This is a genomic window from Erwinia typographi, from assembly GCF_000773975.1.
Lineage (GTDB): Bacteria > Pseudomonadota > Gammaproteobacteria > Enterobacterales > Enterobacteriaceae > Erwinia > Erwinia typographi.
Genome location: NZ_JRUQ01000030.1, coordinates 1 through 25789, shown reverse-complemented (window position 1 = coordinate 25789; position 25789 = coordinate 1). Strand labels below are relative to the sequence as shown.

The following is a 25789-nucleotide window of genomic DNA, read 5'->3' as shown; positions in this document are numbered from 1 at the left end:
CGATAACAGAGGTGTACCTGAAGGTGCATCTCTTTCATTTAACAATCTCAGAAGGGATATTTTTCTTTTCCCCACTTCATTTCCCCCCTCTTTTCTTCATAGACTGTTTCTTCTACTGAAGATTTCATAATGTCCAGACAGGTTTTTCCCTTACCACCCGTTTTTTCAAGTTTATTTTTGACTATTGAATAGTATTTAAAAAAAGACTCCCTGTCATATTTGTTACTGTTGATCATATAAGCACAGACTATATCCGTGCCATAATTATCTCTGATAAATGAATGGCCCGTTCTGGCAGTCTCTTTATCAATACTATTTAGAACATCAATTGTTGCAGAGGGTGATTTGATGAGTGAATGTACCAGGGCATTTCTTAATATAATGCTTTGTTCAAAATTTAGCCTCTTAGTATTGTGAGGGATTTTTTCCAGACAGGAATTATTGCCATTATTCACACATTGTACAAGTTTTTTTAAATCAATTTCACTGGATATATCTGCTGAAGCGTGGCATACCCCAATGTAAATTAACGGGATGAAAAAGTATTTATTGATCTGTATCATCTTATAACTTCCAGAACTTTATCGTTCGAGTCAATTATACGTCTGCGCGTTGCCGGACCAATAATAATACATCCTTCTGAAGCCCAACCCGGTACTCCTTCAATTTTTTCACCATGGATACGGAAAGCTGTTCTGCCGAAGCTTACTCCCGAACTTTGAACGAGAACAATCGTCATTGGGCCTTTAGAATTTGTTTTTCCTGTAATACGGTAACTCCCTCTTGGTAATGGCCCTAACCCTTTAACTTGCTGGCGGTCAGGGTTGTTTTTATTTGTCATTCGGCCAGAATATCCCCTTGTCAATGAATTTTCCGTTATGAAAAAGTTCACCTGCGCTTTGTTTGTAAGTCCATGTCATAATAAATAGTCCATTAAGTTAAATTGCTGTTCATCCATTCCGGATGTCAGAGTGAAAAATGTTACCATCAACATAATTCCACGTTATTTTTTCATAGTCAAAGTCAATAAATTCAAGGTGATTTTTACCTTCGCTATATATATCCTTGATATCATACATAGCTGAGATAATTGATTCGACTTTTACGCATTTAAGAATAACTGAATAATAGTGCGCCTCCTGACCAGCATCATTTATACGATAAAACTTAAATTCAGCAGATTTAAGGTTTTTACCTGTGGTTAGCGCTTTATATAAATGCGTGGAAGTTGAATCTGTTTCTTTATCGAAACTAAAAGGTTGATGTCTGCGTGCACCGGTGATCTTACCGGTATTGTCATCAGTGGGGATATCGATCATATGGCGTAATGCTATAACTTCGATACTATGTTCACGACCGGCCACCTCAACGGGCCCTTTTATCAGATTCCCAGCTTCATCGTAAAGCCAAAGATAAACAGGAATTGCCATAGGAACGCTCCATGTAAGTAAAAATTCCATTAAACAATACAAGGTAATTTAGTCAGGTTACTTACAGCAAATCAATCGTAAATGCTCAGTTATGTAGACAAGCACGCATATTCTCATGCTAACCACTTTCCAGCCGAAAACGGGTAGCGCGGAAAGTGCCTGTCTTCTCAACCTGGCGACAGATAAAAGATCGCCTCTTAATACAATAAACCGCTAATAAACAATCCCCGGTGGATTCACCTGCGACTGGCTGATGGCTTCCTCCTGCTCGCCCCAGCGTTGCAGAACCTGCTGATACTGCCCGCCCGCAATGACGCCATCCAGCGCCGCTTGCAGCGCTGGCGCCAGTCCGTTCCCTTTCTTCGTGGTGACCGCTACCCAGGCACGAAATGGCCCGGTGCCAACCAGTTTGGTTTGCCCACGCGAGGCCGCTTTCCAGGCCGCGACGGAATGCGGACCAAACAGCGCATCGGCCCGACCGGAGAGCAAATAAAGCGTGGCCGAGGCGTCATCCGCCAGGTAGATCGGCTGAACCGGCGGCAACCCCTTCTCGCGATTCTGCTGGTCCCAGCCGAGTAAAATTCGCTCCTGATTGGTTCCTGACGCCACGATAATGCGTTTACCCGCCACCTCTTCCGCCGTGTGAATCGAGGTAATCGCACTCTCCTTTTTCACCGAGAAAGCGTGGTTATCGGCCCGGTAGGTGGCGAAATCAAATTTCTTTTTGCGCTCCTCCGTTACGGCAATATTAAACATCGCCACATCGTAGCGCCCGGCTACAATCCCCAGCGGCCAGTCTTCCCAGGAGGCCGGCACCAGCTTCAGCTTCAGTCCGAGACTGTCGGCTAACAGTTGCGCAATGTCAGGATCGCTGCCAATGCGGGTTTTATTGTCCGATGCCAGCAGAGCCAGCGGCGGGGAATTGGTGGCCGACGTCGCTACGGTTAAGGTTCCCGGCTCAATAAAATGGAAATTTGCCGGGATTTTGCTTTGCGCCTCGGGATTGACCGGCGCATGGAGTGGCGTTTCATTGTTAGTGGACGCTAACTTTTCATCCGCCAGCGCGTTAACGCCACCAAGCAGCAGGCTGGCGGTCAGCAAGACCCCGCCCCATATGCGCGGCGGCGAGGTTTTTAGATGGCTCATTTGTCGGCTCCTCACAGCACGCGCGCCAGGAAACGGCGCGTTCGTTCATGGCGCGCGTTGTTCAGGACCTGGCTGCTGCTGCCCTGCTCAACGATTTTTCCCTCGTCCATAAAAACCACGCTGTCAGCGACTTCCCGCGCGAAACCGATCTCATGGGTGACAATGACCAGCGTGGTGCCGGAGCGGGCCAGCTTCTTAATGACGTCGAGAACTTCACTGACCAGCTCAGGATCGAGCGCGGAGGTGGGTTCATCGAACAACATTACCCGTGGGTTGAGCATCAGCGCGCGGGCAATCGCGACGCGCTGTTGCTGACCGCCAGAGAGGTGACGCGGCCAGGCCTGTGCTTTATGGCGCAGGCCGACAATGTCCAGCAGCTCCCCTGCACGCGCAATCGCCGCCGATTTGGAGAGCTGCCGGTGGGCGATGGGCGCTTCGATCAGGTTGTTCAGTACGGTCATGTGCGGGAATAAATTAAAGTTCTGGAAGACATAGCCGACGTTGATGCGCTGACGCAGGATCGCCTTCTCCTTCAGTTCATAAAGCTTGTCGCCGCGCAGCTGGTAGCCGATGTACTCGCCGTCAATACGGATAAACCCCTCGTCCACGCGTTCGAGATGGTTAATCGTGCGCAGTAAGGTGGATTTTCCCGAGCCTGAAGGCCCGAGGATCACCGTCACCGAGCCGGGTTCCAGCGTCAGCGAGACGTTATCCAGCGCTTTATGTCTGCCGAAACTTTTGCTGACGCCGGTGATGCTGATCGCGCCGGTCGCGTTCTGCCTGCGATAATCAATGGCTTCTGACATGGACGATCTCCTCTGAAGGGGGAACTGCGGTGACGCGAGTCCGCCACTGACGCCAACCCGAAGGTTTTGGCTCACGGCTGACGCTGCGCGCCAGCCAGCGTTCAACGTTGTGTTGAATCACTGACAGCACGGTAGTGATAATCAAATACCAGGCCGCTCCGACCATCAGCAAAGGGATCACTTCCTGATTGCGGTTGTAGATCATCTGAATGGTGTAGAACAGTTCCGGCATTGCCAGCACATAAACCATGGCGGTGCCTTTGGCGAGGCTGATGATTTCGTTGAACGCCGTCGGAATAATGGCGCGTAAAGCCTGAGGGAGAATAATCCTCACCGTCCGGCGAAAGGCAGACAGGCCCAGCGCCGAGGCCGCCTCGAACTGCCCTTCATCCACGCCAAGGAAACCCCCGCGAATAATTTCCGCGCTGTAGGCTGCCTGCACCAGCGTCAGACCGATCACCGCGGCCGGAAACTGACCGAGCACGTTAATGGTCTGGAAGTGCCCCCAGGACAGCCCGGTAAAGGGAACGCCAATCGACAGGGTTTCGTAGAGATAGGAAAAGTTATAAAGAATGATCAGCACCACAATCAGCGGTAGCGAGCGAAAGAGCCAGATATATCCCCAGGCCAGGCTGCTTAACAGCCAGGAGGATGAGAGCCGCGCCAGCGCCAGCAGCCCGCCGAAAATCAGACTGAAAACGGTGCCGCAAAGCGTCAGCAGCAGCGTCTGCCCCAGCCCCTGCAAGATCACCGGGTCAAAAAACCAGCGGGCAAACACGCCCCATTCCCAGCGAGGATTCAGCGCTACCGATTGAACGACGCCTGCCAGAATAAACAGGGCGACAACCGCCCCGACGGTGCGAGCTGGATAGCGCGCAGGTACTACCTGTAGTTTCGGTACCCTGTCCATCTTTGCTCCTTAGCTGGCCTGAGCGACGTTGTACACGCCAATCACTTTGGTAAAACGCAGGCGACCGTCATAAGGCGGCTGGCCGTAACGCTCCAGATCGCCGCTCAGATCGAACAGCGGCAAATAGCCATGGCCGCTATACAGGCGCACGGCCTCAGGCTGGCGGAAACCGGTGGTGAGATAAAGCCGCTGATATCCCGCCCGCCGCGCCCGCCGCTCAAGTTCTTTCACTATCACCAGCGCCAGCCCCTGACGGCGCAGATCGGCGCGAGTCCAGATCCGTTTCAGCTCGGCGGTCTGCTGGTCATAGGGTTTGTAAGCCCCCATAGCGATGATTTCGCCCTCCTTCTCCAGCACGATGAACAGCCCTTTAGGCGGCAGATACCATTCGGTCAACTCAACCTCCTGATGGCGGCTAAAATAGTCACCGTAGCGGGCAGAATATTCAGCAAACAGGCCGGTAAGAATCGGTTGCAGCTCGGGCGCTTCCGGTGATACTTCGCGAAATTGCGTGTGGCTCATCTTTTTTCCCTCTTAGTCGCCCAACCCCGGCGGGTTGATTTCGGAACGATCGATGTGCTCGATCCCTTCTCCCCAGCGGTCCAGCACCTTCTGGTAATCCCCGTTTTTCATCACGCCGTTGAGTGCGATGCTAACCGGCTCGACCAGCCCGCTGCCTTTTTTCAGCGTAACGGCGATGTGCGCCGCTTTTGGCCAGCCGCCGTCCACGCTGCCAACCAGCCGCGTTTTGCCGGTCAGCGCCGATTTCCATGCGCCAATCACGTTGGGGCCAAACCAGGCGTCGGCGCGGCCTGACTGCAACGCCAGCGTTTGCGCCGCGTCATCTTTGCTGTAGACCGGCGTAAAGGGCTTCAGCCCTTTGCTCTGGTTCTCTTTGTCCCAGGCCAGCAGGATCGCTTCCTGGTTAGTGCCGGACCCGACGATGATGCGCAGCCCGGCAATATCCGCCGCTTTGGTCAGCGAATGAATGCCGCTGGAGGATTTAACGTAAAAGCCCAGCGAATCTTTGCGGTAGGTGGCGAAGTCAAACCGCTCTTTACGCTCTTTGGTGACGGTGATGTTGGTGATAGCCGCGTCATACTTGCCGGAGGCCACGCCCAGCGGCCAGTCCTCCCACGAGGTTGGCACTACGTTAAGCTTCAGCCCCAGGCTGTCGGCCACCAGTCGCGCAATGTCCACCTCGCTGCCGAGTAACGTTTTGTTGTCATCAGAAAATACCGTCAGCGGCGGCGAGTTCAGCGCCGCTACGGCTACGGTGAATGAGCCGGGAACGGCCAGATGGAGGTTCGCAGGCAGTTGCGAAACGGCCTGCGGGTTTTTGGCGGTATTGACCGGCGTTTTATTGGCTTCAAGGCTGACGCGCTGGCCGTTAAAGGCCACATCGGCTGCCGCAGCAAAGCTGCTGGTCCCTGCGGCAATAAGCAGCAAGGCGACGATCATTTTATTTTTCTGCATAGCGAAGACTCTTATTATTGTGCGAACTGATTGACGGGATTTTGCAGGCCGAAGCTGTCGCGCAGGGTGTTGCCCGGATACTCAAGGCGCGATAAGCCCCTTGCTTGCAGGAGCGGCACCACGCGATCGACAAAGCGTTCGAAGGTATCCGGCGTGCCGCCGTTGATAATGAAGCCATCGGCGGCTTCGCTTTCGAACCACAGCTGTAGGCCGTCGGCCACCTGTTCAGGCGTGCCGTGAAACAGCGGTCGGGGCGTCGCCGCTTCCAGAGCGGCCTGGCGCAGCGTATGGCCAAACTGGCTGGCTTTGCGTTTGATCTCATCGGTAGTGCTGCGGAAGCTGTTTTGGCCGATGTCGCCAATGTCCGGGAAGGGTTCATCCAGCGGATACTGAGAAAAATCGTGGTGATCGAAGAAGCGTCCGAGATAATTGAGCGCCTCTTTAACCGATACCAGCGCGGCGGTGGTCTGATATTGCTGCTCGACGTCCTGCGCATCGTCGCCGACGATCACGATGACGCCCTGGAAGATGTGCAAATCTTGCGGCTGGCGTCCGTTTGCGACCAGCTGTTGCTTAACATCGCGATAAAACGCCTGCGCCTCTTCCCGCGTTGGCTGATGGGTAAAAATAGCGTCGGCATGACGCGCGGCCAGCTTCCTGCCGTCTTCGGAAGCGCCAGCCTGGAAGATCACCGGACGCCCCTGGGGCGTGCGTTCAATGTTTAGCGGTCCCTGCACCTGGAAGAAATCACCGTGGTGATCCAGCGTGTGGAGTTTCTCTGGATTAAAGAACCGGCCGCTCTCTTTATCACGGACAAACGCCCCTTCCTCCCAGGAATCCCACAGGCCTTTCACTACCGTCAGGTATTCGTCAGCAATTCGATAACGCAGCGCATGTTCAGGATGCTGTGGGCGTGAGAAGTTCTTTGCCGATCCTTCCAGCGGCGAGGTCACCACGTTCCAGCCAGCGCGACCACCGCTCAGGTGATCGAGGCTGGCAAACTGGCGGGCGACGGTAAACGGCTCGCTGTATGAGGTGGACACGGTGCCGACCAGGCCAAGATGTTCCGTAGCGCCCGCCAGCGCAGAAAGCAGCGTCAGGGGTTCGAAGCGGTTGAGGAAATGCGGAATCGATTTCTCGTTAATGAATAAACCGTCGGCAACAAACAGGAAATCAAGCTTGCCCTGCTCCGCTTTGCGGGCGATCTTTTTGGCATAGTCGAAGCTGATGCTGGCATCTGCCTGAGCAACCGGGTGCCGCCACGCGGACATATTTCCCGAGGCGCCGTGCAGGATGGTGCCCAGTCGGAGCTGTCTTGTTGTCATGGGTATTCTCTCTTTTTTGGCTACGGCAGAGCCTGACGAGGGAGGTCAGCTCCCTCGTTCAGACGTCATGGAAGGAACTAGTGCGTTTCGGTAGGCGTTGAAGCACAACATCGTGCGCTGAGGTGTTGAAGGGCCCGCTGCGACAGCTGGGCAAAGTAGTGTGCCGCCGGGGAAATCAGCGCTTCATCAGGCGTGAAGCTGCCGTGATGCAGGCCATAGTCGCTGGCGCTGCCAATGCTGACAAAGGCGCCGGGGATGTGTTGCAGATAGAAAGCGAAATCCTCGCCGCCCAGATGCAGATCGGCCGTTCGTACGCGATATCCAAGCAGCTGCGCAACGTCGGAGCTGAACTGCGCCCATTCAGGATCATTGATCAGCACTGGCGGTCCGGGGTGCCAGCTCAGCGTGGCTTCTGCGCCATGAGCCAGGGCAAACTGCCCGACCAGCTGTCGGACCTTCTCTTCCAGTCCGGCCCGGACCAGCATATCGTGAGTGCGTGCCGTGCCGCCAAATTCAACGCCGGAAGGCAGAACATTCCAGGTTTTTCCGCCGTCGATGCGGGTGACGCTCAGCACCAGGCTATCGAGGGTATTAAAGCCCCTGCTGGTGAGGCTTTGCAGTCCCTGAATAATCTGGCTGGCGACCACAATAGCGTCCACGCCCTGTTCAGGATGCGCGGCGTGCGCGCCCTTACCCGTGACGCGAATAATAAATTTGTCCGCGTTGGCGTAGAACGCGCCGTTGCGGGTGGCAAAAGTGCCGACCGGCAGGCCCGGTTCGTTATGCATCCCGAAGATCGCCTGCACGTTTTTCAACATGCCTGCGGCAATCAGCTGTTTCGCGCCGAGCGCGATCTCTTCAGCGGGTTGGAACAGAATGCGAACGCGGCCAGGCAGCTGCGCTTCCAGCGCTTTCAACTCCAGCGCGGCGCCAAGCATAACGGCGCTGTGAACGTCATGACCGCAGGCGTGCATAATGCCGGGATGACGTGAATGAAAGCGGACGCCGCTGGTTTCATTAATGGGCAGCGCGTCAATATCGGCCCTCAGGGCTATCAGCGTTTCGCCCGAGCCTATTTCGGCTACCACGCCGGTCTCCAGCGGAATATCCAGCAGCCGGATACCGGCATTCTGCAACCATTCGCGCAATCGTTTAGTGGTCGCAAACTCCTTACCAGACAACTCCGGCCAGGTATGCAGCTCGCGACGCCATGCAATCAGCTGCGATTCGTCAGGCCTCATGATAAACCTCCACTCAGTTCAATACTCATGCCGCAACCAGATGATGGGTCGCCAGCAGTTCCAGCGACCTGCGGCGCGCGACAGTATCAGCAACCGGCGTATCAATAATGAATTCATCAATGCCGAAGTTATGATGCAGCGCCTCAAACTGCGCATGAACCTGCGACGCGGTGCCTTTCAGCAGCGATGGCGTACGCGGCTCGATCCGGTAGTCGCTGAAGCCTCCCTGACGCACATAGCGCTCGGCCTGTTCCAGACTGGCGACGTTGACGCCGGGCCCGTCTTTAATCTGTACGTGGAAGTGCTGAAGTCCGGAGACCAGCTGATCGGCCTGCGCCGGTGAATCCGCCGCCACCACCTGAACCGCAACCAGCGCGCGCTGCCCCTGACTGAGCCGTGAATAAGTCTCCAGCGACGCCTCAAGCAGCTGCCGGTCGCCGTTGAGGTGCGCGGCGAAGACAAACTGCCAGTTCAGCTCGGCCGCCAGACGGGCGCTTTCCCGACTCGCCCCCAGCAGGAAACGGCTGGCGGGATGGGAAGGCAACGGCGTGGCGCGCAAGCTCTCTTCATCCCCGCTGTCGGGTTGCTGTAACCAGTTGTCCAGCAGGCGCAGCTGTTCAGCAAAACTGCCCTTTTTATCCGCATCGATCCCCAGTTGCAGAGCGTGAGTGGACAGCGGCAAGCCACCGGGCGCTTTGCCCACGCCAAGGTCGATTCGCCCCGGCGCCAGCGAGGCCAGCAGGTTGAAGTTTTCCGCGACTTTATAGGGGCTGTAATGCTGTAACATCACGCCACCCGAGCCGACGCGAATATGCCGGGTTTGCGCAACGATCCAGGCGATAAGGAGTTCCGGAGAGGGGCTGGCGAGGCTTTCCGTATTGTGATGCTCAGCCAGCCAGAAACGGTGATAGCCCCAGGCTTCTGCCTGCTGGGCCAGTTGCAGCGTGCGCTGTAAGGCGGCGCCGGGTGTTTCTCCTGATGCAACCGGAGATTTATCTAACAGACTCAGTCGATATGGCATCCACCCTTTCCTCTTTCATTCAATTTCCAGATAAGTGTGGAGCGACCTGTATAATTCGTAAAACAACAAATAGTGAAATATGAAGTTATAAAATGGCAATAAGACTTATTAATTCCCTCTTTCACCCGCCAGGGTAATTCCACTCTGTGCCTGAGGTCTGAGGATGAAACTTCGCTATTTGTTTTTTCCAGATAAGCTTTAACCAATTCATTATTTCACCTGATTGCATGACCATTCGATGATGATTTACGCCTGCTGAGGAATTTTAATATCAAGGATCTCATCATGAAAATAGCTTTACCCCGCTCACCCGTTTCACTCGCTCTGGCCGCTGTTATCCTGACCGGCAGCGCTGCGGCCTGCGCCGCCGACGCGCCGGTTACTGGCGGTACGCTGATCTATCTTGAGCAGCAGGCGCACACCAATCTTTATCCTCCCGCCGGAGGCTTTTATCCCAATGGCGGCATCCTTAATCAAATAACCGATAAGCTGACCTGGCAAAACCCGGAAACGTTAAAAGTTGAACCCTGGATTGCCGAAAGCTGGAGTACCAATGCCGATAAAACCGAATACACCTTTAAATTACGGCCCGGCGTCACGTTTTCTGACGGCACGCCGCTAGATGCGAATGCCGTAGCGAAGAATTTTGATACCTATGGATTGGGAAATAAGGCCCAGCGCCTGCCGGTTTCAGAAGTCATTAATAATTATCAGCGTAGTGAAGTTATCGACCCGCTGACGGTGAAGTTCTATTTCAGCAAGCCTTCTCCCGGCTTCCTGCAAGGAACCGCGACCATTGGCTCCGGGCTGGTTTCGCTGAGTACGCTGGCGCGGAATTTTGACCAGTTGGGCGATGCCCGCCACATCATTGGTTCAGGGCCGTTTGTGGTCAGTAACGAAAAGCTGGGGCGTGAGGTCGATCTGGTCAGGCGTAAAGAGTATCAGTGGGGCCCCAAAAACAGTAGGCAACAGGGGCCTGCTAATCTCGACGGCATCAAAATTCTCGTCACCCCGGAAGACAGCGTGCGCATCGGCGCGCTGCTGGCCGGCCAGGCTGATTTTATCCGTCAGGTTCAGGCTTACGATGAAAAACAGGCTCAGGAGCGGCACTTCCCTGTTTATGCCGCCCCGACGCGCGGCGTGAATGACAGCCTTAGCTTCCGCCCGGACAATCCGCTGGTGAGTGATATTCGCGTGCGTCAGGCGCTGCTCCATGCCACCAATACCAAACAGGTAGTGGAGACCTTGTTTTCACCTAACTACCCGCAGGCGACCTCCGTTGTTGCCGCGACCGCCGCCGGTTACGTTAACCTGGCCGACCAGCTGACCTTCGATCAGGCCAGAGCGAAAAAATTACTGGATGAGGCGGGCTGGGTGCCGGACGCCAGCGGCATTCGCCAGAAAGAGGGACAGCGTCTGTCGCTCGCCGTTTATGAGTCGTTGCCGCAGCCGCAGAACAAAGAGGTGTTGCAGCTGGTTGCCCAACAGTGGCGTCAGGTCGGCGTGGAGCTTAAGGTCAAAGCTGGCGATGCGGGCAGTAAAACGCTGGACAACCTCGACCCGCTTCAAACCCCGCTGAATGTCACTGAGGTTGGCCGCGCCGATCCGGACGTGATTAAAAGCAGCTTTTATCCCGCCAACCGTGACGCCCTGCTGCAAAAAGGGGGATTGAGCGATAAGGTCAAAAGCTTCCGCGACGACAAGCTGAATCAGCTGTTAGTCAACATTTCAGCCGAAATTGACCCGGCCAAACGCCTGAATCTGACCGGCGATGTTCAGCGTTATCTGCTGGAACAGGCTTATGTCATCCCGATCTTCGAAGAGCCTCAGGTTTTTGCCGGCGCGCCCTGGTTAAAAGGCGTCAAGTTTGAAGCCGTGGGCCGCCCCTCTCTCTACGGCGCCTGGCTTGAAAAGCATTAAGGAGTCAGCCATGCACTACTCACTGCTGTATCGGGTTGGGCACGGCCTGCTGGTTCTGTGGGCCGCTTTTACGCTGTCGTTCATTCTGCTACAGGTGCTGCCCGGCGACGCGGTGCTGATTAAGTTCCAGAATCCCGATCTGGGCCTCAGCCCACAGCAAATTGCCGAGATGCGCCAGGCTTACGGGGCTGACAGCCCGCTATGGCAGCAGTATTTGCATACGCTGTTCGCTATGTTACGCGGGGATTTTGGCTATTCAGTGCAGGCTGGCGTCGCCGTCAGCGAGCAGCTAAAGAGTAATCTGCCGGGGACGCTACGCCTGGCGGTCTGCGGCTTTGCTCTGGCCGTGGCGCTGGCTTTTCTGCTGGCTGCCCTGTCGCGCCTTCCGGCACTGCGCATCCTGCGCAATCTGCTCCAGTCGGTGCCGGTCCTGTTTGTCTCGCTCCCCACCTTCTGGCTTGGCATCGCGCTGATCCAGCTGTTCTCCTTCCAGCTGGGCTGGATCCCGGTGATCAATCCCTCTCCGTGGCAGGGCATGATTTTGCCCATTGTCACCGTTGCCATCCCCATCTCCGCCCCGCTCGCGCAAATACTGCTGCGTAGCATCGACGACGTGGCGACCAGACCTTTTGTTGCCGTCGTGCGCGCCAAAGGCGCCAGCGAAACCTCGATTCTCTGGCGGCATATTCTGCGTAATGCCATGCTGCCGGTCCTGACGATTGCGGGGCTGCTGCTGGGAGAGCTGATTGCGGGGGCGTTGATCACCGAAACGGTGTTTGGACTGGGAGGATTAGGCGAGCTGACGCAGCAGGCGGTGAATAATCAGGATGTCGCGGTGCTTCAGGCGGTAGTGATGATCTCCGCGCTGGGCTTTGTGCTGATCAATATGCTTGTCGACCTGCTGATGCCTCTGCTCGACCCGCGCTTACAAACAGCCAGTCGGGGTGCCGCATGAGCCTGGTTGATTTTGCCTCGACCAGGCAGAAAAATGTGCCGTCCCGTCGCCAGCGATTTACCTTTCAGCCCGGATTATGCCTGGCATGGCTGGTGATGCTGCTGGCGGTGAGTGCCGCGCTCTTCCCGCAATGGCTGACCAGCTACAGCGCCGTTGAAGGGATTGCCGGTGCTCAGCGGCTTCCTCCGCAGGCAGGTCACTGGCTGGGCACAGATCAGCTGGGGCGGGATCTGTTTGCGCGGATTATCTATGGCGCCTCACACTCGCTTTCGGCAGCGCTGATTGCCGTAGCGATGGGGCTGATGGTGGGAACCGCGCTGGGCGTGCTGGCCGGTGCTTTCGGCGGCAAAACGGAGTCGCTGGTTATGCGGGCCGTTGATGTGCTGCTTTCCATCCCCTCCCTGCTGCTGTCGCTGAGCGTGCTGATCCTGCTTGGCTTCGGCACGCTTCATGCGGCCGTGGCCGTCGGCATCGCCTCAGTAGCCAGCTTTGCCCGCTTATCTCGGGGTGAGGTGGTGCGCATTCGCCATAGCGAATATGTTGAAGCGGCGTTTGGCAGCGGCGGGCGCTTCTTCGCGGTTCTGTGGCGTCATATTCTCCCCAATGCGGTGACGCCGGTTATTGCCTATGCCGCTCTTCAGTTCGGCCAGTCTATTCTGGCGCTTTCAACCCTCAGCTTTCTTGGCTATGGCACCCCGCCACCGGAACCGGAGTGGGGTTTACTGATTGCCGAGGGTCGCAATTATCTTGCCACCGCCTGGTGGCTGACAACTTTCCCGGGCCTGGTGGTGGTCGTTGTTGTGCTTTCCGCTAACCGCATCAGCCAGCAGCTGGCAGGAGCGCCTGAATGAGTTCACAACCTTCGTTGTTATTAGACGTGCAAAATCTTAGCCTGAGCTATCGCAGCGCTAACCGCTGGCAACAGGTGGTGCATCAGGTCAGCTTTCAGCTTAATCAGGGGGAAATGGTGGCGCTGGTCGGGGAGTCCGGTTCGGGTAAAACTACCACGGCTCAGGCTATTATCGGGCTACTGGCTGAAAATGGCCGACGCGACAGCGGGCGGATTTTGCTGAATGGCGAGGATATCAGCCGGTGGTCGCGCCGACGCTTTGACACCCTGCGCGGCGCGCGTATCAGTCTGGTGCCGCAGGACCCCGGCAATTCGCTTAACCCGGTCAAAACCATTGGCGATCAGGTCGGGGAAATCCTGCGTATCCACCGGGCGACTCGCCCTGCAAACCACCGGCAAACGGTGTTGGATTTGCTCACCCGCGTTGGTCTCAGCCATCCGCAGCAGCGGTATAACCAGTACCCCCATCAGCTATCCGGCGGGATGAAACAGCGGGTACTCATCGCCATCGCGCTGGCCCTGAAGCCCGATATTATCATTGCCGATGAGCCGACCAGCGCGCTGGATGTGACGGTGCAAAAGCGCATTGTCGATCTGCTCGACCATCTTCGCCGCGAGTCCGGCACGGCAGTGCTGTTTGTCACTCACGATTTAGCGCTGGCGGCTGAGCGAGCGGATCGGATCATCATCTTCCGCAACGGAGAAATTCAGGAAGCTGGTCGGACTCAGGAGGTCATCAATGCACCGAAGCAGCCCTATACTCGCCAGCTGTTAGCAGATGCCCTTCCACGCCCGCGCTCCCGAGCCAGCATCAGTGACAATCGCTTTTCCGCTACGGTGATCCAGGCCGCCGCCATCAGTAAAGGCTTCGCTCTCAGTAAGACTCAGCGGCTGAAGGCGCTGAACGAGGTCAGTTTTCAGGTAAAGCGCGGCGCCACCCACGCGATTGTTGGTGAGTCAGGTTCTGGCAAAACCACGCTGGCGAGGATATTGCTGGGGTTTGAGCAACCTGACAGCGGAACGGTGACGCTGGATGGCATTGTGGTTAACGGCCTGCGTGGAGAGGCATTGCGCCAGTTGCGTCGCAGAATTCAGTTCGTCTACCAAAATCCGTTCGCTTCGCTCGACCCACGGCAGACGCTGTTTAAGATTATTGAAGAGCCATTGCTTAATTATGCGCCGCTGAACCGCGACCAGCGTCGCCAGCGTGTTGAAGCGGTAACTGAACGAGTCGCGCTGCCGCTGGAGATTCTGTGGCGAAGCGCCAGAGAACTCTCCGGTGGGCAGCGACAGCGCGTGGCGCTGGCCCGCGCGCTAATTTTACAGCCTGCAATCCTGGTGCTGGATGAAGCCACCTCTGCGCTTGACGTCACCGTTCAGGCGCAGATTCTCAGCCTTCTGCAACAGTTGCAGGCTGAGCAGCAGTTGACCTATCTGTTTATCACTCACGATCTGGCGACGGTCAGGCAGATCGCCGACAGCGTAACCGTGCTGAAAGCTGGTGAAGTGGTCGAGTCTGGTGACGTTGTCACGGTATTTGCCGCGCCGCAGCATCCCTACACCCGTGAACTGATCGCCGCCATTCCCGGACATTTATCACCGATTAAGGAGCCTGCCTGATGAGCAAACGCATCGGCTTTTTTACTCGCCTGCTGGATAAAGCCCCGGCAAAAGAGCGCTACCGTCTGGCAACGGAGCAGATCCAGCATGCCGAACGGCTGGGTTTTGACAGCGCCTGGATTGCTCAGCATCACTTTCACGAAGATGAAGGCGGCCTGCCGTCGCCGCTGCTGTTCCTTGCTCACGTTGCCGCCCATACTCAGCGTATCCGCCTGGGCACGGCGATTATCACGCTGCCGATGGAAAACGCCCTGCGGGTTGCTGAAGACGCCGCCGTGCTGGATCTGCTGGCTGACGGGCGACTCGAAGTAGGATTGGGGTCAGGCGGCACGCCGGACTCGTTCCTGCCGTTTGGCCTGACGTTTGCCGAGCGTGGCCACGCGTTCGCCGACAATCTGCATACGCTGGTCAGCGCCTGGCGCGGCGACTCGCTCGGCCACCCGGACAATCATCTTTATCCTGCGGCTCCCCGGCTTGCCGACCGCCTGTGGATTGCCACCTTCTCGGTGGAAGGTGCGGTACGGGCAGCAAAAAGCGGGCACGGTTTAATGCTTTCGCGCACTCAGCCCCGCCCGACGGGCAGGCCAGAACTGCCGCTGGATGTACTGCAAAATCCGCTGATTGATGCCTATCTGGAGGCGCTCCCATCCGGTATCGCGCCAAGAATTCTCGCTTCTCGTACCGCCTTTGTGGCGGATTCCCATCACTATGCCCGCGATGTCGCCGGGCCGGGTATTCGCGCCCAGGCCAGCCAGTATCAGGCGCTGGGACACCTGCTGCGCGGCGACAGTTTTGATGCCTTACTGGCTCAGTTTGATGCCCACGTTGGTGACGTCGCGCACGTACAGGCGTCGCTATTGCAGGACAGTACGCTGCAACGGGTGACCGATATTTCTTTTCAGGTGCATTCGGTCACCCCTTCCCACGCCGATACGCTGCGTTCCATTGAGCTGATTGCTCAGCATATTGCGCCGCAGCTCAGAACCTTATAACGGACTTATAAACAGGAGAATTCTATGTCCAGTGCTGATGATTTACTGGCTTTGCTGGCCGATATCGTGCCAGAGTCTGAACTCGACCAGCTTCGGAACGTACGGGAAGCCGCCACGCGCCACGCTCAGGGAAGTTATGAGGTTATTTTTAGCCAGCAACAGCCTGAGTTTCCGCTGCACGAGCGCTTTGCGCTGGCGGCGCTGGTGGCAGAGTGGAATGCGCAGCCCGCTTTGCAGGCGCATTATCACCAGCAGGCGCAGCCATTTTCTGACTCTTCGCGCCATCAGGTGCTGAAAGATTTTGCTCATCGCCTGACTTTTTCACCGGTTAGCGCCACGCCAGCGCATCTGACTGAATTGCAGAGAGCGGGCTGGAGCACCGACGCCATTGTGACGGTGGCTCAACTGGTGGCTTTTCTCAATTTTCAGAGCCGCCTGCTGGCGGGATTGAACCTGCTGCAAGGTAAAGCCTCTGGCAGCGAAGCGCCCCCTGCCGTGGCGGGACGGTGGCACGATGCTCCCTATACCGCCAGTGGTAAAACGGCGCCGACCGCCTTCACCCAGCAGGAGCTGGGCTGGGAGCCCTGGCTGGCGGCGAAACCCCTTGCCGAATTCACCGGGCAGGAAAAGGTGGTGCTGGCGAAATTTGGCCATACGGACTCAGACTATTTCCGCCTGCTGGCGCGTAATTTACCGGTGCTTGAACAGCGTACGCTCACCGACAAAGGTATTTTCTATACGGCTGGCGGCCTGCCCAGAGCCGAACGCGAGCTGGCGGCAACGGTGACGAGCAAGGTAAACGGCTGCATTTACTGCGCCTCCGTTCACGCTCGCAAAGCCAGCCAGCTGTCAAAGGAGAATGCATCCGTTGAAAAACTGATCCACGTAGCGCCAGGCGACGCTCTGGCGGAAGGACAATCCGCACGCTGGACCGCGCTGATCGATCTGGCCTCTGCCCTGTCGGTGACGCCTGCGCAGGCTACTTTGCAGCAGATTTCCGCGCTTCGCGATGTGGGACTGGATACCCTTTCTTTGCTCGATCTGATTCAGTCCAGCGCCTTTTTCGCCTGGGCTAACCGCCTGATGCTGACGCTCGGCGAACCCTATCTCCCGTCAACTACGCAAGGATGACTATGACCTCACCACTCTCTCGTCAACTGGTGCAATGGCGGCGCGAGCTCCATCAAAACCCGGAGCTGTCAAATCAGGAATTCGCGACCACTGCACGGATTACCGACTGGCTACAGCAGGGAAATGTACGGATTTTGCCCTTCGACCTGACCACGGGCGTCGTTGCTGAAATCGGTCAGGGTGAACCGCTGATCGCCCTGAGGGCCGATATTGATGCGCTGCCGATTGAAGAACAGGTTACTCATCCGTGGGCATCTACCCGTCCCGGCGTGATGCACGCCTGCGGGCACGATCTGCACAGCTCGGTGATGCTGGGCGTGGCGTATCGGCTTAAGCAGCAGGAGGCGCAGCTAAAGGGACGCGTGCGCATTCTGTTTCAACCGGCAGAGGAGACGTTTAACGGCGCGCAGCAGCTGATTGATGCCGGCGTGCTCGATGGCGTGCAGGCCATTTTTGGCATGCACAATGCCCCGGACCTGCCGCTGAATTCGTTTAAAACGCGCGGCGGCGCATTCTATGCCAACGTCGATCGCTTTCTCATCCGCATCCGTGGTAAAGGCGCCCATGCTGCCAGACCGCACGAAGGCATCGATTCGATTGTGATCGCCAGCCAGATTGTCACGGCGCTGCAAACTCTGCCCAGCCGCACCTTCAGCTCGCTTGAGTCGGTGGTTGTTAGCGTGACCCGTTTCTCGGCCGGGAATACCTGGAATGTGCTGCCAGAAAGCGTTGAGCTTGAGGGCACGGTACGCACGCACAATGCAGAGATACGGACGCAAATCCCAGAGAAAATCACTGCGCTGATAAAGGGAATCGCGGGCGGGTTCGGCGCTGAGGCCGAACTGGAATGGATCAAAGGTCCACCCGCCGTCGTCAATACGCCTGCCTGGGCTGATTTTGCCCTCCGGCTGGCTGAGGAGTGCGGTTACCAGGCTGAATCTGCCGCTACGCCACAAATGGGCGGGGAAGATTTTGCTTTTTATTTGCATCATGTTCCGGGCGTTTTTGTCAGCATCGGCAGCGCCAGTGAGTTTGGCCTGCACCATCCTGGCTTTGATCCAAGCGAAAGCGTTATCGATCCAGCGGTCGATTACTTCACGCAGTTGGCCCCCAGGGCGTTAAAAATCGTCGCGAATGAAAACCACCAGGAGTTCACTGATGCCTCTTCCTGTAGCTAAGCCTGAACTTGATCATGTGGTCATTAACGTTGCAGAGCAGTTAGACAGCGCCCTTGCTCTTTACCGTCGGCTTGGTTTTCAGCTGTCGGAGCGTGGGCACCACTCGCTGGGCTCAAGCAATCATCTGGCCATATTTGGCGAAAACTATCTTGAACTGCTGGGTTTTGAAGAGGGAAAAAGAGATCGGCGAGCCGATTTGTGGCAGGCGTCGCACGGCCTGAGCGGTCTGGTGTGGAAAACCGACGAGGCCGATCGCGACTACCAATATTTGCTGCGCCAGGATTTAGACGGAGACGAACCCGCGTCCTTTCATCGTCCCGTCACCTTGCCAGACGGTAGCCTGAGCGAGGCGAAGTTTCGCACCGTCAGGATCAGACCAGATCTGATCCCCGCCGGGCGCAGCTTTTTCTGCCAGCATTTAACGCCGGAAGCGGTCTGGCAGCCTGAATGGCAGATCCACCCCAACGGCGTAACAAATATCAGCGAATTTGTCATTGTCGCGCAGGACCCGGCCGCCGCTACCCAGCTGTACAGCCGACTGTTTGGCAGCTCAAGCATTAAAGCCAGTCAGGAAGGCGCATTTGTGTTAGCCGCTGGCGCGGCCAGCGTGCGTTTTGCCACAGAAGCTTATTTCCAGCACCGCTTCCATGCGCTACCGGAGCATTACACCGGTGCCGCGCTGATGGCGGCGTTGAGTTTCCAGACTGACGATTTGCAGAAGGTAAAAACCGCCCTGCGCCAGGGCGATCTGCACTTCAGCGAAGCCAATGAGGCGGTGGTGGTTTCCGCCCAGCAGGGCTTTGATGTTGCCCTGCGCTTTCATCAATAGCGGCAAGTGCGCTCAGGGATACAGTCCTTGCGCAATCAATGGGAAGCGTCATAACTTTTAGAAAGAAGGCCCGATAATTCGGGCCTTTGCTGACGTAAAAACGACACTGCTGTCTTTTAGAATTTTACGACGAGAACGAGTCTCGTATTGTTTATTTATTTTATTAGAAGGTTGTTTTCCACGCAGCGAAAACCACTTGATGTGGATGGTGGTCCCGAGACTTCGTCAGGCTTCATGCTCTCACGGGTCATAGTGAGTGAATCTGAGGGGGCCCCCTGTCCCCCACGAATAACTTTTTTCTCTCCTGTTTCTGGCCCCTGAGGATCTTTCCCGGCTGAGCGGCTGTAATAATCTGCTGCATACCAGTCTTTAACCCAGTCTATTCCGTTCCCCAGCATGTCATACAACCCCAGCGGATTCGGCGCATAGGAGCCAACCGGACGGTTTTCAGTGGACGGGGCGATATTGCGGGCTTTGTTATCCTCGAAGTACCAGTAATTATCACTGTTAGCCAGAATCAGGAACTGTCCCCGGCTGCGCGCCGCGTACTCCCACTGAGCTTCGGTTGGTAAATCTATATGGCGATGGCTGACCTGTCCCAGCCACAGACAGTAACTTCGGGCATCATTCCAGCTGGCGGAGGCCGGATAACTGTCGCCAAGTGCTTCCCGCCCGCTTTTCCATGTATATTTACTGTCACGGGCATCCTTATAGAAATCGCTCAGATCCCGTCGCTGAATATCCAGCCAGCGGTTAAACTCACCCCATGTCACCCGGTATTTACCGATACGAAAGTCAGACAGTTCGATCGGGTGCAGCGGCTTATTGTCCCTATCCGCGCTGAACGGCAGCTTTTCACCAATAAGGGGGCCAAAGTCTCCCATTTGAAAATGCCCGCCTTTCACTGTCAGCATATTGTTCAGCGAGCTATTAACCAGCCTATCCTGCTCCGCTTTAACTTTCTGAGCGTCCCGGCAGCCACCCAACGCCATTATTATCAGCACTGCCGTCAGGCAATTCTGCTTTCGTGTCATGACTTACCTCCGTGCATGGCATCAATGAGTCACGTACAGCTGTAAAGATATATGGGTAGTCGTAAGTTTCCTCCTGCTCGGATCCACAGGAATAGTTACTCCGTGGGAGAATGATTTTAACTCAACAGAACCCAGGCGCAGCGGCATTAAACCACTGCCAACAATCGGAGAGCCATTTTCATCTTCAAGCCATAAATGTACGGGTGTAGACATAAAATTTCCTTATCGATAAATATTAGATTTTGGGATGACCAGCGCTTCACCATTTCACATAACGACCAAAAATAATCATTACGGCTATGAAGAAAACACCGATTGGCCAGACTGGACTACCAGGAAAAAAATGAGCCTGAAGCAAGGCAAAAATAATGGTTAGCATGGTAGGGCCATAGATCGAGAAGAAGAACCGCCCCTGCCACCGTAAAAAACGTTTTATATATCCCAGCATGGCTATTGAATCATCTTGCTGATAATGTTCGAAATATCATGATCTGATGTCCAATGTGCTTCGATAGCACCTGCTTTTTTGAACACAGGTTCAATGAGAAAGTAAAGCATCTCCAGCCCTTGCTCATAGAGCGCAGCGTAATAAGCAGGGTATTGAATATACAGACTATGAGCGCTGTCGGCAGCCTTCTGCACAACACCATAAATCCCGACCGCCGCAATACCACGGGAGGCCCGCTTACCTGCAAGAGCGCTAATGTCGAGACTGAGATTTAACCCAATTCGCACAGCACTGGCGACAGCTAACACAAATCCGGTACTGGTGAGAGAACTGGCAGCAATATGGACATTCACAGCCATAAGAGACTGCTTGATGTGTTCTAATTGATCTGATGTTTTGTATTTGAATATTTCTTCAAAGTAGATTTTTAGCATGTCATAAACCACATCACCGTGGCGTATAAGCTTGTAAACAGCGTCCCTAAAGCGGATATCTTCCGTCTTTTGTTGTTGGCAAACATCGTTATATTCATCGGTGAAGCAGGACGTGTAATACAGCAGGCGGGTCGCTCCCTTCCCTAATGCTTCGATCTGATTTGATACGGCGTTTGCTACGCCAGTTAATGCATGCTCGAGCTTTAATGCAAGAATTTTATTGGCCTGCAAATAACTTATGACTTCATTGTTGTACATAACCGCTCCTTGTTTATATTCATTAAATCCAGTTATTCATTCTTTGTTGGCAGGTTATTTTCCGCGCAGCGAAAGCCACTTGATGTGGATGGTGGCCCCAGTACTTTGTCTGGAGCCATACTTCCTCTGGTTATGGTATAACCGCCACCCGCATCATGGTGTGTCCCCCTGATAACCCGCTTATTTCCTTCTGCAGGCCCTACAGGGTCTTTAGCTAAAGAATGATGGTAATAATCCGCTGCATACCAGTCTTTAATCCAGTCCGTGCCGTTTCCCTGCATGTCGTACAGCCCCAGCGGATTAGGCGTATAGGAACCCACCGGGCGGTTTTCCGCTGACGGGGCCGTATTACGGGCTTCATCATTCTCATAGTGAAACCAGTTATCGCTGTTACCAAAAATCAGGAACTGTCCCCGGCTGCGCGCCGCATACTCCCACTGCGCTTCGGTTGGTAAATCTATATGGCGATGGCTGACCTGTCCCAGCCACAGACAGTAACTTCGGGCATCATTCCAGCTGGCGGAGGCCGGATAACTGTCGCCAAGTGCTTCCCGCCCGCTTTTCCATGTATATTTACTGTCACGGGCATCCTCATAGAAATCGCTCAGATTCCGTCGCTGAATATCCAGCCAGCGGTTAAACTCACCCCATGTCACCCGGTATTTACCGATACGAAAGTCAGACAGTTCGATCGGGTGCAGCGGCTTGTTGTCCCTATCCGCGCTGAACGGCAGCTTTTCACCAATAAGGGGGCCAAAGTCTCCCATTTGAAAATGCCCGCCTTTCACTGTCAGCATATTGTCCAGCGAGCTGTTAACCAGCGTATCCTGTTCCGCTTTAACTTTCTGCTCGTCCCGGCAGCCACCCAGCGCCAGCATTATCAGCATTCCCGTCAGGCAATTCTGCATTCGTGTCATGACTTACCTCCGTGCATGGCATCAATGAGTCGCGTAAAGCTGTAAAGATATATGGGTAGTACCTTCCTTAAAGGAAGGGTCGACATATATTAGTGTCAGAGGAGGCAAATGCCTCTTCTGATTCCCTTCGTTGTCAGGCACAACAACGCTCATTCAATGAATCACGATAGATAATATTTCCTTCCGTATACTTCCAGGTTATCGCCTCATAACGCAATTCGAGCGTTTCAAGGTGAGTATTACTCATACCGTTAGGGGACAGATATGGCGCAACCGTTGTGAACTTGACGTTTTCAAGAATGATATTGAAATACTCGGCCTCGATGCCTGATTCCAGAATACGGTACATCTTGATTGTCGCCTTCTTCATGGTTCGGCCTTCGCAAACAGCTCGGTACAGAAGTGGTGTTGTCTGATCAAATTCCTTCACTATAGTGATAGGGCGGTGAACGCGCGTACCCGTAAGTTTCCCCCAGTTTGGATCCACAGGAATAGTTACTCCGTGGGAAAATGATTTTAACTCAACAGAGCCCAGGCGCAGCGGCATTAAACAACAGCCAACAATCGGAGAGCCATTTTCATCTTCAAGCCATAAATGTGCGGGTGTAGACATACAATTTCCTTATAAATAAATTTACGATAATGCTAACGTTTTAACTTTACATGCTCATATATCGATAAAATAACCATTACAAACACAAAGAATAAGGGGGTAGGCCAGATCGGGCCATCCGGATATAATAAGCCCTGAACCAAAGAGAATATTATTGTCAGTACTGCCGGGCCATAATATGAAATCAACGACCTGAATATCCGACTGAAAAACCTTTTAATAATATTCATCATGATTATCGAATCATCCTTGTGATAATGTCTGCAATTTCGCCATCCGATACCCATTGTGCTTTAAACGCCTCAGCTCGCTCAAACAATGGTTCTATCAGGAAGTACATCATTTCCAGCTCTTGAGCGTATAGCGCTGAGTAGTAAGCTGGATAAGTAATATGAAGACGATATGCGCTATCTGCTGCTTTCTGGACAATGCCGTATATGCCAATAACCCCAATGACCTGCCCCGCTCTTCGCCCTGCCAGTTCACTGAGTTCGAGGCTTAAATTCATGCCTGCAGCGACAAATGATGCTGTTGCTAAAGCAAATCCAGCATTTGTCAGCGAACTGGCGGCAATATGTATATTAACAACCATTAGCCTTTGTTTGATGTGTTCCAGCTGTTCGGAAGTCTTATATTTTAATATTTCTTCAAAATATATTTTTAGCATATTATACGCAACATCGCCATGTCGCAGAAGATAAATAACACCTTTTTTGAAGCGAATATCTTATTTTTTTGTTGCTGGCATACATCCTGATATTCATCACTAAAGCAGGATGTGTAATACAATGCACGCGTTGCGCCTGCGCCTATCGATTCAATCTGATTTGATACGGCGTTTGCTACGCCAGTTAATGCATGCTCGAGCTTTAATGCAAGAATTTTATTAGTCTGCAAATGACTTATGACTTCATTGTTGTTGTACATAACCGCTCCTTGTTTATTTTCATTAAATCCAGTTATTCATTCTTTGTTGGCAGGTCGTTTTCCGCGCAGCGAAAGCCACTTGATGTGGAAGGTGGTCCCAGTACTTTGTCTTGAGCCATACTTCCTCTGGTTATGGTATAACCGCCACCCGCATCATGGTGTGTCCCCCTGATAACCCGCTTATTTCCTTTTGCAGGCCCTACAGGGTCTTTAGCTGAAGAATGATGGTAATAATCCACTGCATACCAGTCTTTAATCCAGTCCGTGCCGTTTCCCTGCATGTCGTACAGCCCCAGCGGATTAGGCGCATAGGAACCCACCGGGCGGTTTTCCGCTGACGGGGCCGTATTACGGGCTTCATCATTCTCATAGTGAAACCAGTTATCGCTGTTACCAAAAATCAGGAACTGTCCCCGGCTGCGCGCCGCATACTCCCACTGCGCTTCGGTTGGTAAATCTATATGGCGATGGCTCATCTGTCCCAGCCACAGGCAGTAACTACGGGCATCATTCCAGCTGGCGGAGGCAGGATAACTGTCGCCAAGCGCAATCTTCAGGGGGGCGTAGTCAGGATCTTTATCATTCATAATCTCCTGATAGTAGTCGTTCTGCCCCTGCCCCTGGATAACCAGCCAGCGGTTAAACTCTCCCCATGTCACCCGGTATTTACCGATACGAAAGTCAGACAGTTCAATCGGGTGCAGCGGCTTGTTGTCCCTATCCGCGCTGAACGGCAGCTTTTCACCAATAAGGGGGCCAAAGTCTCCCATTTGAAAATGCCCGCCTTTCACTGCCACTATATTGTCCAGCGAGCTGTTAACCAGCGTATCCTGTTCCGCTTTAACTTTCTGTTCGTCCCGGCAGCCACCCAGCGCCAGCATTATCAGCACTGCCGTCAGGCAATTCTGCTTCCGTGTCATGACTTATCTCTCCGTGCATGGGATCATCTGGTCTCTATTGTTTTACTTACTTTATGGACAGGTCATTCTCCACACAGCGAAAACCACTGGATCTCGATGGTGGTCCCGAGACTTCATCAGGCTTCATGCTCTCACGGGTCATAGTGAGTGAATCTGAGGGGGCCCCCTGTCGCCCACGAATAACTTTTTTCTCTCCTGTTTCTGGCCCCTGAGGATCTTTCCCGGCTGAGCGGCTGTAATAATCTGCTGCATACCAGTCTTTAACCCAGTCTGTTCCGTTCCCCAGCATGTCATACAACCCCAGCGGATTCGGCGCATAGGAGCCAACCGGACGGTTTTCAGTGGACGGGGCGATATTGCGGGCTTTGTTATCCTCGAAGTACCAGTAATTATCACTGTTAGCCAGAATCAGGAACTGTCCCCGGCTGCGCGCCGCATACTCCCACTGCGCTTCGGTTGGTAAATCTATATGGCGATGGCTGACCTGTCCCAGCCACTGGCAGTAACTACGGGCATCATTCCAGCTGGCGGAGGCAGGATAACTGTCGCCAAGAGCAATCTTCAGGGGGGCGTAGTCAGGATCTTTATCATTCATAATCTCCTGATAGTAGTCGTTCTGCCCCTGCCCCTGGATAACCAGCCAGCGGTTAAACTCTCCCCATGTCACCCGGTATTTACCGATACGAAAGTCAGACAGTTCGATCGGATGCAGCGGCTTATTGTCCCTATCCGCGCTGAACGGCAGCTTTTCACCAATAAGGGGGCCAAAGTCACCCATTTGAAAATGCCCGCCTTTCACTGCCACCATATTGTCCAGCGAGCTGTTAACCAGCGTATCCTGTTCCGCTTTAACTTTCTGCTCGTCCCGGCAGCCACCCAGCGCCATCATTATCAGCACTGCCGTCAGGCAATTCTGCATCCGTGTCATGACTTACCTCCGTGCATGGAATCAATGAGTCGCGTACAGCTGTAAAGATACATCGGGAGTACCTCCCTTAAAGGAAGGGTCGACATATGGACGTGACCGGGCGGGATGGCAGGGGTTTTCGGTAGGTGCAGGTAAAGATTTTTCAGGTTTTCAGCGTAGTGGCTGGGTTCAATGGTGACATTTTTTGCACTGGGGATCAGTGAACCTGCATAACCATACGTTCGCGGTTCCTCACCTCGAGCCAGAAATGCCGTTACTCGCCGTTCATTGGCCTGCCAGTCTCTTTTTCCTTCCCCCGGCATTATTGAGAGATGCTGCATAACATTTTCATATTCACGCTGCGACTGTACCCAGCGCAGGGCGTAAATTATGGCGCGTTTGCGGGCGCTGAAGGTGGTCCCTCCTTCACAAGATATTTCTGCATGACTCGCTGGACTGGCAACGTCATCCCAGAAATCGGTTTGTAGTGGTTGAATAATC

The 25789-nt window shown here is 54.4% G+C and carries 24 protein-coding genes and 4 pseudogenes; 8 read left to right on the top strand and 20 right to left on the bottom strand.

All coding sequences use genetic code 11. The annotated features are described in order from the left end of the window. Positions 1-47: 47 nt before the first annotated feature. From NG99_RS10670 to NG99_RS10625, 11 genes and pseudogenes are all read right to left on the bottom strand, one after another. Positions 48-563, bottom strand: a complete 516-nt coding sequence (locus tag NG99_RS10670; RefSeq protein WP_034892040.1) for a hypothetical protein — start codon at positions 561-563, stop codon at positions 48-50. After that, positions 560-920 (bottom strand): annotated as a pseudogene (locus NG99_RS28200) (tlde1 domain-containing protein). Before NG99_RS28200 ends, NG99_RS10670 begins: the two are co-directional and overlap by 4 nt. Positions 921-950: 30 nt before the next feature. Next, complete coding sequence (gene tssD / locus NG99_RS10665) at positions 951-1430, bottom strand: type VI secretion system tube protein TssD (RefSeq protein ID WP_034892036.1); 480 nt, start codon at positions 1428-1430, stop codon at positions 951-953. Positions 1431-1643: 213 nt separating this feature from the next. Next, positions 1644-2576, bottom strand: a complete 933-nt coding sequence (locus NG99_RS10660) for an ABC transporter substrate-binding protein (protein WP_052130647.1) — start codon at positions 2574-2576, stop codon at positions 1644-1646. A gap of 11 nt (positions 2577-2587) precedes the next feature. After that, on the bottom strand, positions 2588-3382 hold the full coding sequence (locus NG99_RS10655; protein ID WP_034892033.1) for an amino acid ABC transporter ATP-binding protein: 795 nt from the start codon (positions 3380-3382) through the stop codon (positions 2588-2590). After that, positions 3366-4292, bottom strand: a complete 927-nt coding sequence (locus tag NG99_RS10650) for an amino acid ABC transporter permease (protein WP_034892030.1) — start codon at positions 4290-4292, stop codon at positions 3366-3368. The genes NG99_RS10655 and NG99_RS10650 overlap by 17 nt, the downstream gene beginning before the upstream one ends. A gap of 9 nt (positions 4293-4301) precedes the next feature. Further along, the gene (locus tag NG99_RS10645) at positions 4302-4814 is read right to left on the bottom strand and encodes a GNAT family N-acetyltransferase (RefSeq protein ID WP_034892028.1); all 513 of its coding nucleotides are present in this window, start codon (positions 4812-4814) and stop codon (positions 4302-4304) included. A gap of 12 nt (positions 4815-4826) precedes the next feature. Further along, positions 4827-5768, bottom strand: a complete 942-nt coding sequence (locus tag NG99_RS10640) for an ABC transporter substrate-binding protein (protein ID WP_034892025.1) — start codon at positions 5766-5768, stop codon at positions 4827-4829. Between the two features lie 14 nt (positions 5769-5782). Further along, positions 5783-7093 (bottom strand): LLM class flavin-dependent oxidoreductase, encoded by a 1311-nt coding sequence (locus tag NG99_RS10635; RefSeq protein WP_034892023.1) that lies wholly within the window; start codon positions 7091-7093, stop codon positions 5783-5785. A 77-nt stretch (positions 7094-7170) separates the two neighbouring features. After that, positions 7171-8334: an amidohydrolase gene (locus tag NG99_RS10630; protein WP_034892021.1), complete on the bottom strand. Its 1164-nt coding sequence runs from the start codon at positions 8332-8334 to the stop codon at positions 7171-7173. A 25-nt stretch (positions 8335-8359) separates the two neighbouring features. Beyond that, the gene (locus NG99_RS10625; RefSeq protein WP_034892018.1) at positions 8360-9355 is read right to left on the bottom strand and encodes an MsnO8 family LLM class oxidoreductase; all 996 of its coding nucleotides are present in this window, start codon (positions 9353-9355) and stop codon (positions 8360-8362) included. A gap of 285 nt (positions 9356-9640) precedes the next feature. Between NG99_RS10625 and NG99_RS10620 the strand changes: the two genes are divergently transcribed. From NG99_RS10620 to NG99_RS10585, 8 genes are read left to right on the top strand one after another with little or no spacing between them, the layout of a single operon-like run. Next, positions 9641-11275, top strand: a complete 1635-nt coding sequence (locus NG99_RS10620; protein WP_052130646.1) for a TIGR04028 family ABC transporter substrate-binding protein — start codon at positions 9641-9643, stop codon at positions 11273-11275. 10 nt (positions 11276-11285) lie between these two features. Further along, on the top strand, positions 11286-12230 hold the full coding sequence (locus NG99_RS10615) for an ABC transporter permease (RefSeq protein WP_034892016.1): 945 nt from the start codon (positions 11286-11288) through the stop codon (positions 12228-12230). Next, positions 12227-13081, top strand: a complete 855-nt coding sequence (locus NG99_RS10610) for an ABC transporter permease (protein WP_034892014.1) — start codon at positions 12227-12229, stop codon at positions 13079-13081. The genes NG99_RS10615 and NG99_RS10610 overlap by 4 nt, the downstream gene beginning before the upstream one ends. Then, entirely contained in the window at positions 13078-14700 is a 1623-nt protein-coding gene (locus tag NG99_RS10605) for a dipeptide ABC transporter ATP-binding protein (RefSeq protein WP_034892013.1), read from the top strand. The genes NG99_RS10610 and NG99_RS10605 overlap by 4 nt, the downstream gene beginning before the upstream one ends. After that, positions 14700-15692, top strand: coding sequence for a putative FMN-dependent luciferase-like monooxygenase (locus NG99_RS10600; RefSeq protein WP_034892011.1), 993 nt, complete (start codon positions 14700-14702; stop codon positions 15690-15692). The genes NG99_RS10605 and NG99_RS10600 overlap by 1 nt, the downstream gene beginning before the upstream one ends. A 24-nt stretch (positions 15693-15716) precedes the next feature. Further along, on the top strand, positions 15717-16823 hold the full coding sequence (locus NG99_RS10595) for an alkylhydroperoxidase domain protein (protein ID WP_034892009.1): 1107 nt from the start codon (positions 15717-15719) through the stop codon (positions 16821-16823). A gap of 2 nt (positions 16824-16825) precedes the next feature. Next, positions 16826-18001, top strand: coding sequence for an amidohydrolase (locus tag NG99_RS10590; RefSeq protein WP_034892007.1), 1176 nt, complete (start codon positions 16826-16828; stop codon positions 17999-18001). Further along, positions 17982-18830 carry a VOC family protein gene (locus tag NG99_RS10585; RefSeq protein WP_034892006.1) on the top strand — a complete coding sequence of 283 codons (849 nt, stop codon included), beginning with the start codon at positions 17982-17984 and terminating at the stop codon, positions 18828-18830. The genes NG99_RS10590 and NG99_RS10585 overlap by 20 nt, the downstream gene beginning before the upstream one ends. Positions 18831-18985: 155 nt before the next feature. Here NG99_RS10585 and NG99_RS10580 read toward each other — a convergent pair whose 3' ends face one another. The 9 genes and pseudogenes from NG99_RS10580 to NG99_RS29680 all read right to left on the bottom strand — a co-directional run. Beyond that, entirely contained in the window at positions 18986-19864 is an 879-nt protein-coding gene (locus NG99_RS10580) for a formylglycine-generating enzyme family protein (protein WP_034892005.1), read from the bottom strand. A gap of 48 nt (positions 19865-19912) precedes the next feature. Continuing rightward, positions 19913-20077, bottom strand: a pseudogene (locus NG99_RS28195) (type VI secretion system tube protein Hcp); the annotation flags it as partial. A 237-nt stretch (positions 20078-20314) separates the two neighbouring features. Further along, a complete protein-coding gene (locus NG99_RS10570) occupies positions 20315-21004 on the bottom strand; it encodes a hypothetical protein (RefSeq protein ID WP_034892001.1) in 690 nt (229 codons plus the stop codon). A gap of 32 nt (positions 21005-21036) precedes the next feature. Next, positions 21037-21921, bottom strand: coding sequence for a formylglycine-generating enzyme family protein (locus NG99_RS10565; RefSeq protein WP_034891999.1), 885 nt, complete (start codon positions 21919-21921; stop codon positions 21037-21039). 133 nt (positions 21922-22054) lie between these two features. Continuing rightward, positions 22055-22534: an Hcp family type VI secretion system effector gene (locus tag NG99_RS10560; RefSeq protein ID WP_034891997.1), complete on the bottom strand. Its 480-nt coding sequence runs from the start codon at positions 22532-22534 to the stop codon at positions 22055-22057. 235 nt (positions 22535-22769) lie between these two features. Next, a pseudogene (locus NG99_RS10550) lies at positions 22770-23461 on the bottom strand (hypothetical protein). 32 nt (positions 23462-23493) lie between these two features. Then, entirely contained in the window at positions 23494-24381 is an 888-nt protein-coding gene (locus tag NG99_RS10545) for a formylglycine-generating enzyme family protein (protein WP_034891991.1), read from the bottom strand. Between the two features lie 46 nt (positions 24382-24427). Further along, a complete protein-coding gene (locus NG99_RS10540) occupies positions 24428-25309 on the bottom strand; it encodes a formylglycine-generating enzyme family protein (protein ID WP_034891988.1) in 882 nt (293 codons plus the stop codon). Beyond that, positions 25306-25789 (bottom strand): annotated as a pseudogene (locus NG99_RS29680) (hypothetical protein); the annotation flags it as partial. The gene NG99_RS10540 and the pseudogene NG99_RS29680, both read right to left, overlap by 4 nt.